This is a genomic window from Bradyrhizobium sp. NBAIM03, from assembly GCF_020194055.1.
GTDB lineage: Bacteria > Pseudomonadota > Alphaproteobacteria > Rhizobiales > Xanthobacteraceae > Bradyrhizobium > Bradyrhizobium yuanmingense.
The window spans coordinates 1-14,757 of sequence record NZ_JADYVS010000051.1 but is presented as its reverse complement, the minus strand read 5'-3'; the positions used below and the strand labels follow the sequence as shown (position 1 = coordinate 14,757).

At 64.3% G+C, this 14,757-nt stretch carries 14 protein-coding genes and 1 pseudogene; 11 read left to right on the top strand and 4 right to left on the bottom strand.

What is annotated here, in order from left to right:
* Positions 1–217 (bottom strand): annotated as a pseudogene (locus tag I6F21_RS36635) (hypothetical protein); the annotation flags it as partial.
* A gap of 2 nt (positions 218–219) precedes the next feature.
* The gene (locus I6F21_RS36630) at positions 220–921 is read right to left on the bottom strand and encodes a FecR domain-containing protein (protein ID WP_225138965.1); all 702 of its coding nucleotides are present in this window, start codon (positions 919–921) and stop codon (positions 220–222) included.
* 191 nt (positions 922–1,112) lie between these two features.
* Here I6F21_RS36630 and I6F21_RS36625 point away from each other — a divergent pair, with 191 nt between their 5' ends.
* From I6F21_RS36625 to I6F21_RS36615, 3 genes are all read left to right on the top strand, one after another.
* Positions 1,113–2,402 (top strand): glycosyltransferase family 39 protein, encoded by a 1,290-nt coding sequence (locus I6F21_RS36625; RefSeq protein WP_225139447.1) that lies wholly within the window; start codon positions 1,113–1,115, stop codon positions 2,400–2,402.
* 102 nt (positions 2,403–2,504) lie between these two features.
* Positions 2,505–3,284 carry a PAS domain S-box protein gene (locus I6F21_RS36620; RefSeq protein WP_225138964.1) on the top strand — a complete coding sequence of 260 codons (780 nt, stop codon included), beginning with the start codon at positions 2,505–2,507 and terminating at the stop codon, positions 3,282–3,284.
* Entirely contained in the window at positions 3,242–3,604 is a 363-nt protein-coding gene (locus I6F21_RS36615) for a response regulator (protein ID WP_346656733.1), read from the top strand. The genes I6F21_RS36620 and I6F21_RS36615 overlap by 43 nt, the downstream gene beginning before the upstream one ends.
* 62 nt (positions 3,605–3,666) lie before the next feature.
* Here the strand turns inward: I6F21_RS36615 and I6F21_RS36610 are convergent, their stop codons facing one another.
* Positions 3,667–4,308: an OmpA family protein gene (locus I6F21_RS36610; protein WP_036013891.1), complete on the bottom strand. Its 642-nt coding sequence runs from the start codon at positions 4,306–4,308 to the stop codon at positions 3,667–3,669.
* A gap of 374 nt (positions 4,309–4,682) precedes the next feature.
* Here I6F21_RS36610 and I6F21_RS36605 point away from each other — a divergent pair, with 374 nt between their 5' ends.
* From I6F21_RS36605 to I6F21_RS36595, 3 genes are all read left to right on the top strand, one after another.
* Positions 4,683–4,919: a hypothetical protein gene (locus I6F21_RS36605; RefSeq protein WP_036013890.1), complete on the top strand. Its 237-nt coding sequence runs from the start codon at positions 4,683–4,685 to the stop codon at positions 4,917–4,919.
* A gap of 118 nt (positions 4,920–5,037) precedes the next feature.
* A complete protein-coding gene (locus I6F21_RS36600) occupies positions 5,038–5,286 on the top strand; it encodes a hypothetical protein (RefSeq protein WP_036013887.1) in 249 nt (82 codons plus the stop codon).
* 111 nt (positions 5,287–5,397) lie between these two features.
* Positions 5,398–6,558, top strand: coding sequence for a crosslink repair DNA glycosylase YcaQ family protein (locus I6F21_RS36595; RefSeq protein WP_225138962.1), 1,161 nt, complete (start codon positions 5,398–5,400; stop codon positions 6,556–6,558).
* A gap of 83 nt (positions 6,559–6,641) precedes the next feature.
* Here I6F21_RS36595 and I6F21_RS36590 read toward each other — a convergent pair whose 3' ends face one another.
* Entirely contained in the window at positions 6,642–7,079 is a 438-nt protein-coding gene (locus I6F21_RS36590) for a DUF2809 domain-containing protein (RefSeq protein ID WP_225138961.1), read from the bottom strand.
* Positions 7,080–7,157: 78 nt separating this feature from the next.
* Here I6F21_RS36590 and I6F21_RS36585 point away from each other — a divergent pair, with 78 nt between their 5' ends.
* The 5 genes from I6F21_RS36585 to I6F21_RS36565 all read left to right on the top strand — a co-directional run bounded on the left by I6F21_RS36585 (position 7,158) and on the right by I6F21_RS36565 (position 14,607).
* Positions 7,158–8,489 (top strand): MFS transporter, encoded by a 1,332-nt coding sequence (locus I6F21_RS36585; protein ID WP_225138960.1) that lies wholly within the window; start codon positions 7,158–7,160, stop codon positions 8,487–8,489.
* A 218-nt stretch (positions 8,490–8,707) separates the two neighbouring features.
* Positions 8,708–9,814: an efflux RND transporter periplasmic adaptor subunit gene (locus tag I6F21_RS36580; RefSeq protein ID WP_225138959.1), complete on the top strand. Its 1,107-nt coding sequence runs from the start codon at positions 8,708–8,710 to the stop codon at positions 9,812–9,814.
* 222 nt (positions 9,815–10,036) lie between these two features.
* Positions 10,037–13,174, top strand: coding sequence for an efflux RND transporter permease subunit (locus tag I6F21_RS36575; protein WP_225138958.1), 3,138 nt, complete (start codon positions 10,037–10,039; stop codon positions 13,172–13,174).
* A gap of 33 nt (positions 13,175–13,207) precedes the next feature.
* Positions 13,208–13,807, top strand: coding sequence for a TetR/AcrR family transcriptional regulator (locus I6F21_RS36570; protein WP_036024783.1), 600 nt, complete (start codon positions 13,208–13,210; stop codon positions 13,805–13,807).
* Positions 13,808–13,983: 176 nt separating this feature from the next.
* Positions 13,984–14,607 carry a flavin reductase family protein gene (locus tag I6F21_RS36565; protein WP_036024785.1) on the top strand — a complete coding sequence of 208 codons (624 nt, stop codon included), beginning with the start codon at positions 13,984–13,986 and terminating at the stop codon, positions 14,605–14,607.
* Positions 14,608–14,757 lie beyond the last annotated feature (150 nt).

The window sequence follows — 14,757 nt, the reverse complement described above, 5'->3', positions numbered from 1 at the left end:
GCGTGGGCGAGGGATTCGGCGACGGGGAATAGGTCGGGGACGGATATGGCGACGGCGAATAGGTTGGGGACGGAGTGGGCTCTGGTTCACCGCACTCGGACCCGCACTCCGAGGCCTGTGCAGCCGCCGGGCGGGCATCGAACGTGACGAGCGCAAACGCCGCAGATGCGGCCAGCGCAGCGGCAAGGATGAGGCGCCGAACGGTGAATTTCGCCATCGTCAGCGCCCGCACAGCATGGCGTCGTCCTCGACGGCAGGCGTGATGGTCGGCGAGGCGCCGGCATACTGGTTGACTGCGCACAACCCGGCGCTCGCGGCGCAATTGGCGGCGAAGGTCCAGGGCGGCGTGTTGCTCTTGGTGATGCTCACCTTGCCGCCAGTCGAGGTGATGATGGCGGTGTCGCCGGGCTGGGTGAGTTGCACGCACTGGGCGCTCCTCGTGCACACGCTGGCCGCGCCGTCCTGAAGCACAACGACGGAGCGCCCGCGCTGCGAGAGAATGTCGAGCGTGGTGCCGCGCACGCCGATGGTGGCGAGCGGTGTCGTGATCTTGTAGGCGGCCTTGTCGGAGCGTCCGGTGACGAAGCGGAAGGCGCCGGTGGTCATGCGGATCGCGACGTCACGATAGCTGTGCTCGTCGTTGAAGACGGTGCGGTCGAGCTTCAGCGTGGCGCTCGGCCCCAGTGATAGATTGGTGCTGTCGGCCATCACGAAACGCGCCGCGCTGTCGGCGCCGGTTCGCACGGTCTCGTCGCGCAGCATGCTGTCGCCGACATTGATCGGCGTCGTGGTCGCGGCGACGCGCACCACTTCGTTCTGAATGACGACAGCCTGGCCGACGCGCGTCTGCGCTTCGGCGCCGGATGCCGCACAGATTGCGACCGTGAGCAGTGTGGAGAAAAGGCAAAAACGCAAATTCATTTCGCAACCGATCGATGTGTCCCTGATCGTACCGGATCGCGCGCGCTTCTGATGTGGCGGAATTATCACAAGCGGCGCAGGACCTGCGTCATGCTTAGTGACAGTTGCGGCAGAATGCGTTCAATGACGGGAAGCAGTTTATTTTTCTCCGCGGTGAAGCCAATTTGCCACGCAAGACAGCCCCACAAAAGATGCGCGAATTGCCTGCGGTTCCTGAGGTGTCGCGGAGTGCAGTGATTGCTGTCGCGATCTTCCTGATCGCGCATCTGGCGCTGTTGATCGGCGTCGTCACGCCGGAAAAATTCGTGTTCGATGAGGTGCATTACGTGCCGGCGGCGCGCCAGATGCTGACGCCCGCGATGTCGCAGCCGATGCTCAATCCGATGCATCCGCCGCTGGCCAAGGAGATGATCGCGGCATCGATCGCAACGTTCGGCGACAACGCGCTTGGATGGCGTTATCCCGCGACCTTGTTCGGCGCGCTCGCGATCGTCGCGATCTATCTGTGCGGACTCGCGTTGTTCGCCGCGCAGGGGCCGGCGATCGCCGCCGCGCTGATCGCAGCCTTCAACCAGATGCTGTACGTCCAGGCGCGCATCGCGATGCTCGATGTCTTTGCGCTCGGCTTCGGCCTGCTCGCCACCGCCGCCTTCATGCATGGGTTTCGCAGAGAGCGGCCGCAAGCGCTGTTCGCGGTGGCGGGCAGCCTGTTCGGCCTTGCGGCCGCGTGTAAATGGACCGGCCTGTTCCCGCTCGGCGTCTGCATCGTCATTGTTGCGGTGATCCGCCTGATGCAGGGCTGGCATACGCTGTTCGCCGACGCGAAGCCGGACGACTGGTATCGGCCGGAGCTTTGGCCCGGCCTGAAGCTGCATCATGTCGCGCTCTGCTTCGCCGTCCTGCCGGCATTGGCTTATCTTGCCGGCTTCGTTCCGCTCTACGGGTTATCGCTGCCGGACTTGATCGAGGCGCAGCGGCGGATCTTTGCCGACAACACCACGACGGCCATCGCCGGCCACACCTATATGAGCGCATGGCCGTCCTGGCCGCTGCTCGCGCGTCCGGTCTGGTTCCTGTTCGACAAGACCGCGGAGGACCACATCGCCGCGATCGTCTTCCTCGGCAATCCGCTCGTGCTGTGGCCGGCTCTGCCTGCACTCGCCATGGTGCTGCGCGATTTCATCGTGGCGCGGCGCTGGGATGCATTCCTGATCGCCACATTCTATTTCGGTCCCTGGCTCGCCTGGGCGTTGCTGCCGCGCACGCTGGGCTTCATCTATTACTATCTGCCGGCCGCGACCGCGGCGTCCCTGGCACTGGTCTATGTGCTGCGCCGCGAGGGTCTGCCGCGCTGGCTGTTGTGGGCTTATGTCGGCGTCGCGGCGGCCGGCTTTGCGGTGATGCTGCCGATTTCCGCGGCCTTCGTCGGCACCTCGATGGGGGGCTTCAACCGGCTGATGCTGTTCCAAAGCTGGATCTAGTGCCCGCGGGCGTGCATAGCCGAGTAGATTTGGCTTGCATGAATCAATCGGCGCGTGTGCACTGGCCGTCATTGCCGGAATTGGAGACGCGGCGGGGTGGGCATGGGGGATGGCATTGTCAGTCCGGATCATTCCAACGCGGACTGGCTGCGTGCCGTGGTCGATACCGCCGTCGACGGGGTGATCCTGATCGACGCCCGCGGCGGCATCCTGATATTCAATCCGGCCTGCGAGAAGCTGTTCGGTTATTGCGCGAGCGAGGTCATCGGCCGGAACGTCAAGCTCCTGATGCCGCCGCCCTACCGCGACGCCCATGACGAATACCTTCAAAACTACCACCTCACCGGCGAGCGCAAGATCATCGGTATCGGCCGCGAGGTGGTGGGACAGCGCAAGGACGGCTCGACCTTCCCGATGCACCTGTCGGTGGGCGAGACCAGGCAGGCGTCGGGCGAATCGATCTTCGTCGGCATCGTCCACGACCTCACGGAGCGTGAGCGGGTCGAGCGCGAGCTGCGCGAGAGTGCGGCACGGCTGCGTGCGGTCGTCGACACTGCCGTCGACGGCGTGATTCTGATCGATTCCGCCGGCTCCGTCCTGCAATTCAATCCCGCCTGCGAAAGACTGTTCAAATACGAGGCCGACGAGGTTCTCGGCAAGAACGTCAAGATGTTGATGCCGGACCCCTACCGTTCCGAGCACGACGGATACATCCGCAATTTCGTCACGACCGGCGACAAGAAGATCATCGGCATCGGCCGCAAGGTCGTCGGTCGGCGCAGGACGTGCCGCTTGCGGTCGAGAAGGAGGCAACACAGAGCGGCTCCGAGACCGTCTTGGTGGTCGAGGACGATCCGTTCGTCCGCTCCTACGCGGTCATGAGCCTGGAGAGCCTGGGCTACAAGGTGGTGTCGGCAGTCGATGGCAAGGAGGCCTTGCAGACGCTTGCGGCGCCGTTGCACATCGACCTGCTGTTCACCGACGTCGTGATGCCTAGCGGCGTCAATGGCTGGGAGCTTGCAGGGCTTGCACGCCAGGAAAGGCCCGAGCTGCGCGTGCTGCTGACATCGGGTTACGCCCTCGAAACGCTGGCGGCGAACGGCCACGTCAGGCAGGGCGCCCTGATACTGGAAAAGCCCTACCGCAAGGCCGAGCTCGCGCGGCTCGTCCGGGAGGCTCTCGCGACACCCGCACCGGTCTAATTAAACCAACTGCGATCACGCCTCCGCCTGCCGCAGGGCAGCAGGCGGAGGCGCTCGTCGCATCATTTCGCTGCGGTCTTGGTGTCCATGTTCACGACCTGGACCCGGCGGTTCATGGCGTCAGTGCCGTTGGCGGCATCCTTCAGCTTCGTCTCGCCGTAGCCGACGGTGACGAGATCGTTGCCGTTGAGGCCGTAATTCTGCATCAGGTACTTCTTGATGGTGTCGGCGCGCCGTTCGGAGAGACCTTGATTGTATGCTTCGCCACCGGTCGCGTCGGTGTGGCCGGCGACCACGAAGGTCGAGCCCTTCAGCGCCGGATCGGACAGCGCCTTGCCGAGCGCCTGCACCGAGGCCATCGAGGTCTTGGCGATGTCGGCCGAGTTGTAGTCGAACTGGATCTCCAGATCGATCTTCGGCTTGGTGGCAGCGAGCTCGGCGATCTGCTCGCGCTCGCCTGTCGAGAGCGACCGGGTCGAGCGGTTGCGCACGGTGTTCAGGAAGGTCGCCTCCTTGGCCTGCACGGTCGTATCGGTCTGGGGGCCAACGGACAGGCCGCGGGTCGCCGGCTTCGGCTTCAGCGCATCGACGATCTGGCCGGCGGAGATGTTGTTGTCGCCAGCCAGCGCAAGGCCGGCCGTCATCGACAGGACGGCTGTCAGGGTGATCGCCGTCAGTCCAAAAGACTTATTGAAATGGGTCATGGTGGTATCCTCGCTGTTACGCCTGATGGCGATTTGATGCTGCGAGCGTAGGGCAGGTTCAACGGCTCTGATGTGATCTTGGTCACATTCGAAACGGCGAGCCGAGGTCACTTTGCTCCGGTTCGAATCATTCGCACTTTGCTTTCGAGCCGGCCGTACTGGGTTCCGGGAAACCCGAACGTCGCAAAGGCGTCGCCTCACCGCCCGCCCGCGAACAAGAATTCGTCCAGATGTCCGCCTAACACACTTCAATCATTCGATAATTTGACGCGAGGGGAGCCGAGTTCCGTCCTGTGCCGAGGCCAAGTGACTATCAGCGCGACTATCAATTCCATCGCAGCGGCCCGCCGGATCGGACAGTGACCCTGAACGCAATGCCCATCTATATCGGTGCGGCGATGATCGCGGTGGCCATCCTGCTGTCGACACTGATCACCGGGATGACCTCCCGCTATGTCGGGCTCGAAGGGCCGACCGACGAGAACGTCTGGCTGGTCGATCGCCTCACCGGCAGTGTCTATCGCTGCCAGGCAGAAGGACGTGGCAAGGCCATCTGCGACCCGGAGGTCGCCACCGGCAGCGTCGGGGAGCGCCCAAAAGCCGCACGCTGAAAAGCGGGTATCACTGCAGCGCAGCAACGAAATTGTCTTTTCCCTGCAAACTTGTGGCTGAAGAATGGCGGTGCGTTGGCCGGCATCAGGCCGGCTGCCTACTCGAGGAGAGAACTTGATGAAGACCCTGTTGCTCGCGACGGCATTCGCCGCACTTGCTCTGTCCCCCGCCTCTGCCGCCAAGATGGCGTGCACCAGTGCAAACATGGCGAAGCTCGTTGCCGGCATGGGCGGCGAAGACACGCCCGCCAAGATCGCAGCGAGGAAGTCGATGGCCGCGGCCAATTCCGACATGAGCAAGGGCAACATGCGTGGAGCATGCAAGCACTATATGAACGCCGAGAAGTCGATGGCGATGAAGAAGTAGGCTTCCGCCTGATCCCCACACGTCATGGCCGCGCTGGCAGCAGATGGCAGCGCGGCCTTTTCGTGTCCCGCTTCTTTCCTCGCGGCGAATCCCGTTACATTGCATGCTGCAATGTCCCGCACGTCCAAACCGCTTCCGCTCTCGACGACACAGGCCCGGCAGATCTGGCTGCATGCCCAGCGGCTGACCGACCGCGCTCCGTTTGGCGAAGGCGCAGAGGCCGTCTCGGCCGCCGTTGCCCATCTCGGCTATGTGCAGATCGACACCATCAACGTCATCGAGCGTTGCCATCACCACATCCTGTTCAGCCGGATCCCGTCCTATCGCCGCGCCGATCTGCGCCACGCCCAGAGTGTCGACAAGACCGTGTTCGAGTACTGGACGCACGCGCTCTCCTACGTGCCGGCGAACGACTTCCGCTTCTTCCTGCCGGCGATGCGCGAGCACCGCCGCGAGGGGCACAAATGGTTCGCCGCGGTGAAGCCGGCCGACACGCGCAAGGTGATGCGGCTGCTGCGCGGCGGGCCGCTGACGATCCGTGACATCGACGACGACGTGCTCGTCGAGAAGGAGCATCTGTGGCAGAGCCGCAAGCCCTCGAAGCGGGCGCTGCAGCTCGCCTTCTATACCGGGGCGGTCACCATCAGCGCGCGCCAGGGCATGCTCAAGACCTACGAGCTGACGACGCGTCATTTCGGCTGGGACAGGCTGCCGAAGCCGGCGCCGGCAAGCGAGATCACGGCTTATCTGCTCGACCGCGCGCTGCGCTCGCAGGGCGTGGTCAGCCTCGATTCGGTCTGCCATCTCGATGCGCCCAGCAAGAAGCCGGTCGCGCGCCTGATCGCCTCGCGCGTCCGCCGCGGCGAGCTCGTGCCCGTCGCGATCGAAGGCGCCGGTAAGCAGGAGCACTGGGCCTCGCCTGCAGCGCTTGAGCCGCATGAGGTGTCGCCCGATCTCGTCCACATCCTCTCCCCGTTTGATCCCCTGATCATCCAGCGCAAGCGCACCAACCTCATCTTCGGCTACAACCACCTGTTCGAAGCCTATGTGCCGAAAGCCAAGCGCAAGCTCGGCTATTTCGCGCTGCCCGTGCTGGTCGGCGACGAGATCGTCGCCGCGCTCGATCTCAAGACCGACCGGCAGAACAAGAAGCTGTTGATGCAGAAATGGACCTGGGTCGGGCAGGGCAGGAAGACGGCGGGCCGCAAGGAGCTGAAGCGCGTGATCGAGGAGGAGCTCGACCGTTTCGAGCGGTTTCAACTGGCGGAGTGAGGCTCCGACGGCAGTCTTGTAGGGTGGGCAAAGCGAAGCGTGCCCACGTCTTGCCTATTCGATGACGAGACGTAGGCACGGCGCTACGGCGCCTTTGCCCACCCACCGCGCATGGCAACGCGATCGATCCACATGCCAAACGCAATCCCAACCGCATAGGCCAGCAAATTCCAAAGCGAGAAGATGCGGCCGAGCAGCAACGCGCCGGCGGTGGTGAGGCGGAACGCATCGAGCCAGGGAGTATGCATCAGGCGGGAGAACTCGACGACTGCCGCGATCACTATCGCGATGGCTGCGAGCTGGCTCCGTGTCAGCCGCGGCAGCACGACTCCTGCCAGCAGAAACACCATCGTCGCCCACAGCAGCGAGCCGCCGTACTTCACGATGAACGCAGGCAGGCCGAGCGGGAAGCCGTACCAGCGAAGGGACAGCCCACAGGCAATCACTGCGAGCGCGAAAGCAGCGCGGATCAGTGAGGTCCGTAGAGGCGCAACAGGCGTGCCCGGCTGCGTCTCGTGCATTGCTTGCTCCATTGACTCTTTGCTCGCGATGCTGAAAACGGCCGCAGACCCGAAAAAGCAACAACCCCGGGGGAAGCCATGAGCCAGACCACGACCTATGCCGGTTCCACCGGTGCCACCAAGTCGGACATCGAAACCTCGACCATCCGCGCCATCTCCTGGCGCCTGATTCCGTTCCTGGTGCTGGCCTACTTCTTCTCCTATCTCGATCGCGTCAATCTCGGCTTCGCCGCGCTGACCATGAACGCCGATCTGAAATTCACGCCGCTGATCTACTCCTGGGGCGCCGGCATCTTCTTCATCGGCTATTTCATCTTCGAAGTGCCGAGCAACCTCGCCCTGGAGAAATTCGGCGCGAGCCGCTGGATCGCCCGCATCATGGTGACCTGGGGCATCATCTCGGCGCTGATGGCGGTGGTCAGCGGCGTCACCAGCTTCTACGTCCTGCGCTTCCTGCTCGGCGTCGCCGAGGCCGGCTTTTTCCCCGGGATCATCCTCTATCTCACCTATTGGTATCCGGCCGAATATCGCGCCCGCTTCCTTGCGGCCTTCGCCGTCGCGGTGCCGGTCTCGACCGTGATCGGCGCGCCGATCTCGGGCCTGTTGCTCGGGCTGGACGGCATGATGGGGCTGAAAGGCTGGCAATGGCTGTTCATCATCGAGGGCATCCCATCGGTGCTGCTCGGCATCGTCACCTGGTTCTATCTCACCGACAAGCCGGAGAAGGCGTACTGGCTGTCGGCCGAGCAGAAGGCATGGTTGAAAGCCAAGCTCGATTCGGAGATCGCGGCCAAGCAGGCGGTGAAGCATTTCTCGCTCGGCGAGGCGCTGTCTTCACCGAAGGTGATCGCGCTCAGCCTGGTCTATTTCGGCTTCGTCGGCGCGCTCTATGGCATGCAGTTCTGGCTGCCGCAGATCGTCAAGGCGTTCGGCCTCACCAACGCCCAAACCGGATTCGTCACTGCGGTCCCGTATCTGTTCGGCACCATCGCTATGATCCTGTGGGCGCGGCATTCGGATGCGAGCCGCGAGCGCGTCATGCATGTCGGCGCGCCGCTGCTGCTCACCGCAGTCGCGCTCGGCATCTCCTCCTATCTCACCGATCCCACGCTGACGATGGTGGCGCTGACGGTGGCCGCGATCGGCGTGTTCTGCTGCTTCGGCGTGTTCTGGACGCTGCCGACCGCCTGGCTCTCCGGCACGGCCGCCGCCGGCGCCATCGCCCTGATCAACTCGATCGGCAACCTCGCCGGCTTCGGCGGGCCGTACCTGATCGGCTGGGTCAAGGAAGCCACGGGCCAGACCTCGACGGGCCTCTTGGTGCTCGCCGTGCTGCCGTTGATCGCGGGCATCCTGGTGTTCGTCGGCGGACACGACAGCAAGCACGAATTCGCCGACCAGGAGCGGTGAGGGGGCACGCACGTCGCGCGCTGTACCCACCATCTTCGCCGCAGAGCGGTTCTGGTGGGCACGCTCCGCTTTGCCCACCCTACAATAACACCTCGCGGCCAAGCCTATCCCTCCTTACCACTCCTTCACGATCACGCATTCCTGATGACTGACGATTATTGACTTTTATCAGTGAACAGTCGACATTCCTCTCAGTCGAGATGCAGGAGTGTCCTTCGATGTTGGTCCGGTCGATTTTGTCGAGCTATTCCAAGCTTTTCGCAGGAGCCGCGCTCGCCCTGATGGCCGTTTCGCTGGCAGGGTGCAATGATACCGTCGCCGAGAAGGCCGAGCCGCCGCGGCCGGTTCTGGTGGCAACCGCCCACTACGCTGCCGAGACCCCGGAGCGCAGCTTCGTCGGCACTATCCGTCCCAGGATCGAGAGCGATCTCGGCTTCCGCGTCGCCGGCAAGGTGGCCAAACGCCTCGTCGAAGTCGGCCAGACAGTCGAAGTCGGCCAGCCGCTCGCCACCCTCGACGAGGTCGACCTGAAGCTCCAGGCCGAGCAGGCCGTTGCCGAGCAGACCGCCGCAACCGGCGTGCTGGCCCAGGCCGCCGCCGCCGAGCAGCGCGCCAAGGATCTCAAGGCCAAGGGCTGGACCACGGACGCCCAGCTCGACCAGAGCCGCGCCGCCGCCGATGAAGCCCGTGCGCGCTTGAACCGGGCCGAGCGCTCGGTCGAACTGACCAAGAATTCCCTTTCCTACGCGACGCTGGTTGCCGACGCCCGCGGCGTCGTCACCGCAACGCTGATCGAGCCCGGCCAGGTGGTTGCCGCGGGCCAGGCTTCGATCCGTGTCGCCCGCTTTGCCGAGAAGGAAGCGGTCGTCGCGATCCCTGAAACGCTGGTTGGACGTGCCAAGTCGGGCGTCGCCAGCGTCACTCTCTGGTCCGAGCCGAACAAGAAATACACGGCCAAGCTGCGCGAGATCGCGCCGGCAGCCGATCCCGCCACGCGCACCTATCTGGCAAAGTTCTCGCTGCCCGAGGCCGACGACAAGGTCGCGCTCGGCATGACGGCGACGCTGACGCTGTCGGATGCCGCGACCGAGCGCGTCGCGCGGTTGCCGCTGTCGGCGCTCTTCAACGAAGGCGGCAAGCCCTCCTTCTACGTTGTCGACGACAACGGTGGCGTCACGCTCAAGCCGGTCACGGTGAAGTCCTACGAGAGCAAGGACGTCGTCATCACCGGCGGCGTGGACGAGGGCGCCAAGATCGTCGCGCTCGGCGTGCAGAAGCTCGATCCCGGCCAGCGGGTGCGGATCGTGTCGTCCTTGTCGTTCTGATCCGTCGTTTGAAAGTCTGGTCCTTCGGACCATCCCGGAATGACAAGAGAAGTGAGTTACGTCGTGTGAGGTGAGTTTCGGCCTTTGTCCCTAAGCAAAGGCTGAAGCGGCGAAGCGATCCAGAACCTGCCCAGCCCCCTGGATTGCTTCGCTGCCTCGCGACGACGGTTTGAGCAGAGCGGCTGTCGTTGTTTGCAACTGGATCGTCTTTCGGAGAGTGCGATGAAGCGCTTCAACCTTTCGGCCTGGGCCGTCAGCCATCCGACGCTGGTGCTCTTCCTGATGATCATCCTCGGCGTCGCCGGCTTCTTCTCCTATGAGAAGCTCGGCCGTGCCGAGGATCCGTTCTTCACGGTGAAGGTGGTCAACGTCTCCGTGATCTGGCCCGGCGCGACCGCGCAGGAAATGCAGACCCAGGTTGCCGATCCCATCGAGAAGAAGATCCAGGAGCTGCCCTATTTCGAAAAGGTGCAGACCTATTCCAAGCCCGCCTTCACCGCGCTCCAGGTCACCTTCCGCGACAACACGCCGCCGAAGGACGTGCCCTACCTCTTCTATCTCCTGCGCAAGAAGCTGGTCGACGTGCAGGGCCAGCTGCCGTCCGGCATTCTCGGGCCCGTCGTCAACGACGAGTTCTCCGACGTCGATTCCATCCTCTACATGATGACCGGCGACGGCGCCGATTATGCCCAGCTCAAGAAGGTCTCCGAAGGTTTTCGCCAGCGCCTGCTCAAGGTGCCCGGCGTGACCAAGGTCGACGTCTACGGCAACCAGGATGAGCGCATTTTCGTCGAGTTCAGCCACGCCAAGCTCGCCACGCTCGGCATCACGCCGCAGGCGCTGTTCGATTCGCTCGCCAAGCAGAACAACGTGACGCCGGCCGGCACGGTCGAGACCTCCTCGCAGCGCGTGCCGCTGCGCGTCACCGGCGCGCTCGACGGTGCCAAGGCCGTCGCCGAAACGCCGGTCGAGAGCAACGGCCGCGTGTTCCGTCTCGGCGATATCGCCACCATCACCCACGGCTATGTCGATCCGCCGAGCTTCGTCGTGCGCCAGGAAGGCAAACCCGCCATCGGCATCGGCGTCGTCACCGCCAAGGGCGCCAACATCCTCGATCTCGGCAAGGAGGTCGAGAAGGCGACGGCCGACTTCATGAAGGCCGTGCCGCAGGGCGTCGACGTCAAGCTGATTGCCGATCAGCCCAAGGTGGTCGAGCACGCCGTCGGCGAGTTCGTGCACTCCTTCATGGAAGCGCTCGTCATCGTGCTGTTCGTCTCGTTCCTGGCGCTCGGCTGGCGCACCGGCATCGTGGTCGCGCTGTCGGTGCCCCTGGTGCTCGGCATCGTCTTCATCGTCATGAACACGATGTCGCTCGACCTGCACCGCATCACGCTCGGCGCGCTGATCATCGCGCTCGGCCTGCTCGTCGACGACGCCATCATCGCGGTCGAGATGATGGTGGTGAAGATGGAGCAGGGCTGGGACCGCATGCGTGCGGCGTCCTTTGCCTGGGAATCTACTGCGTTTCCGATGCTCACGGGAACGCTGGTCACGGCCGCTGGCTTCCTCCCCATCGGCTTTGCCAATTCCGCGGTCGGCGAATATGCCGGCAGCATATTCTGGATCGTGGCAATCGCGCTGGTCGCCTCCTGGTTCGTGGCGGTGATCTTCACGCCCTATATCGGCGTCAAGCTGCTGCCCGAGATGAAGGCGCACCACAACCATGATCCGCATGCGGTCTACGAGACCCGCATGTACCGCGGCCTGCGCGCCATCGTGAAATGGTGCGTCAACCACCGCATCACCGTGGTGGTCGCGACCGTCGGCGTCTTCGCCGCCTCGATCGTCGGCTTCGGCCAGGTCCAGCAGCAGTTCTTCCCGCTGTCGGAGCGCCCCGAGCTGTTCCTGCAGCTGCGCCTTCCGGAAGGCACCGCCTTCAACGTTACCGAGAAGGCGGTGAAGAAGGCTGAGACGCTGCTCAAGGACGACAAGGACATCGAGACCTATACCGCCTATGTCGGCCAGGGCTCGCCGCGCTTCTGGCTCGGCCTCAACCCGCAGCTTCCGAACGAGGCCTTTGCCGAGATCGTCATCGTTGCCAAGGGGGTCGAGGCGCGCGAGCGCATCAAGGCCAAGATCGAGACCGCGGCCGCCGAGGGCTTCCTGACCGAGGCACGCGTGCGCGTCGACCGCTTCAATTTCGGTCCGCCGGTCGGCTTCCCCGTGCAGTTCCGCGTGATCGGCCCGGACGCCAACAAGGTCCGCGAGATCGCCTACCAGGTCCGCGACGTCATGCGCGAGAACAAGAGCGTCAAGGACGTCCAGCTCGACTGGAACGAGCAGTCGCCCTACCTCAAGCTCGTCGTCGACCAGGACCGCGCCCGCGCCATGGGCCTGACCCCGCAGGACGTCTCGCAGGCGCTGGCGATGCTGATCTCGGGCTCGCAGGTCACAACCGTGCGCGACGGCATCGAGAAGGTCGGCGTGGTCGCCCGCGCGATCCCGTCCGAGCGCCTCGACCTCGGCGGCGTCGGCGATCTCACCATCACCTCGCGCAACGGCGTCGCCGTGCCGCTGCAGCAGATCGCTCGAATTGAATATGCCCATGAAGAGCCGATCATGTGGCGGCGCAACCGCGACATGGCGATCACCGTGCGCTCCGACGTTGTCGACGGCGTGCAGGCCCCTGATGTCACCAACCAGATCACGCCGAAGCTGAAGGCGATCAAGGATCACCTCGAGCCGGCCTACCGGATCGAGCCGGGCGGCGCGTTCGAGGAATCCGCCAAGGGCAACGCCTCGATCTTCATCCTCTTCCCGGTGATGGTCATGGTGATGCTGACGCTGCTGATGATCCAGCTGCAGAGCTTCTCACGCCTGATCCTGGTGTTCCTGACCGCGCCGCTCGGCATCGTCGGTGCCTCGCTTGGCCTCAACGTCGCCAATGCCCCGTTCGGCTTCGTGGCGCTGCTCGGCCTAATAGCGCTCGCCGGCATGATCATGCGCAACACGGTCATCCTGGTCGACCAGATCGAGACCGACGTCAGCCACGGCCTGACCCGGCGCGAGGCGATCGTCGAGGCGACCGTCCGCCGTGCCCGGCCGGTGGTGCTGACGGCGCTCGCCGCCATTCTCGCCATGATCCCGCTGACGCGCTCGGCCTTCTGGGGCCCGATGGCGATCACCATCATGGGCGGCCTGTTCGTCGCGACCTTCCTGACGCTGCTGTACCTGCCGGGCCTCTACGCCCTGTGGTTCCGCAAGAGCCTGGACGAGGCCGGAACGCCCGAGCAGCCGGCCGCGCCGCAGCATGGGAGCGATGACCCGCACGCAATTCCGCTTGCCGAAGCGGCTGAATAGATGAGAAGACTGTTGACCAGCGAGTCCTGACTGATGGCCCTTGTTTCGGAACATATCGAAGTCGACACCCGGGATCGCATCCTCGAGGTGGCCGAGCGGCTGTTCCGCCAGATCGGCTACCAGAAGACGACCGTCGGCGACATCGCCAAGGAGCTCAGGATGAGCCCCGCCAACGTGTATCGCTTCTTCGAATCGAAGAAGGCGATTCACCAGGCGGTGGCCCGCTCGCTGATGGGCGAGGTCGAGCTGGAGGCACAGCGGATCGTGGCAAAGCCCGGTCCCGTCAAGGAGCGCTTCCGCGAGCTGCTCACCACCATCAATCGCATGAACACCGAGCGCTATGTCGGCGACAACAAGCTGCACGAGATGGTCGCGATCGCGATGGAGGAGGACTGGGACGTCTGCGTTGCCCATATGGAGTGCGTCGCCGGAATGATCGGCCAGATGATCGCGCAAGGCGTCGCTTCCGGCGAGTTCGAGGCGCCGGACCTGCAGCTGGCTGCGCTCTGCTCCTGCAGCGCGATGATCCGCTTCTTCCACCCCCAGATGATCGCCCAGTGCGCCACCAAGCCGGGCCCGACCATCGACCAGATGATCGATTTCGTCATCGCGGGTCTGTCGCCGCGCCACTGACGGGCGGGGCGTTTTCTCCTATAAGCAGACTGATCGCCCCGGCACGACCGCCGGAGGCGGACCGGGACGGACCCAAAAACTCCGTCATTGCGAGCGCAGCGAAGCAATCCAGACCGTCTCCGCGGAGGGATTCTGGATTGCTTCGCTGCGCTCGAAATGACGAAAGGAAGCAGCGCGTGACCGACAAAGACCTGTACTTCTACGAACCCTCCAAGGGCCACGGACTCAAGCACGACCCCTTCAACGCCATCATCGCGCCGCGGCCGATCGGCTGGATCTCATCGCGCGACGCCAGGGGCCACGTCAACCTCGCGCCCTACAGCTTCTTCAATGCGTTCTGCTACGTGCCGCCGATCATCGGCTTCTCCTCGACCAACTGGAAGGACACGGTCGAGAACATGCAGCAGACCGGCGAGTTCGTCTGGAATCTGACGACGATGGATCTCGCCAAGCACATGAACGCGACCGCGGCGCATGTCGCCCCCGAGGTCGACGAGTTCGAGGTCGCGGGCCTCACCGCCGTGCCCGGCAAGCTCGTCAATGTCCCGCGCGTCGGCGAGAGCCCCGTCGCCTTCGAGTGCAAGGTGTCCGACATCGTCCGCCTCAAGGGCGCCAATGGCAAGGAGGCCGACGCCTGGCTGACGCTCGGCGAAGTCGTCGCCGTCCACATCGACAAGGCCTTGATCAAGGACGGCGTCTACCAGACCGCCGCCGCCCGCCCCATCGTCCGCGCCGGCCGGCGCGGCGATTATTTCGAGATCAAGCCGGAGAACATGTTCGAGATGGTCCGGCCGGACTAGGCCACTTCCGTCATTCCGGGGCGACGCGCAGCGTCGAGCCCGGAATCCAATCATCGACCAACGCTGCGGCACGATGGATTCCGGGCTCACGCTTCGCGTGCCCCGGAATGACAGTGGAGAGACATTCAGCCCCCACCCCCTCCCGGAACT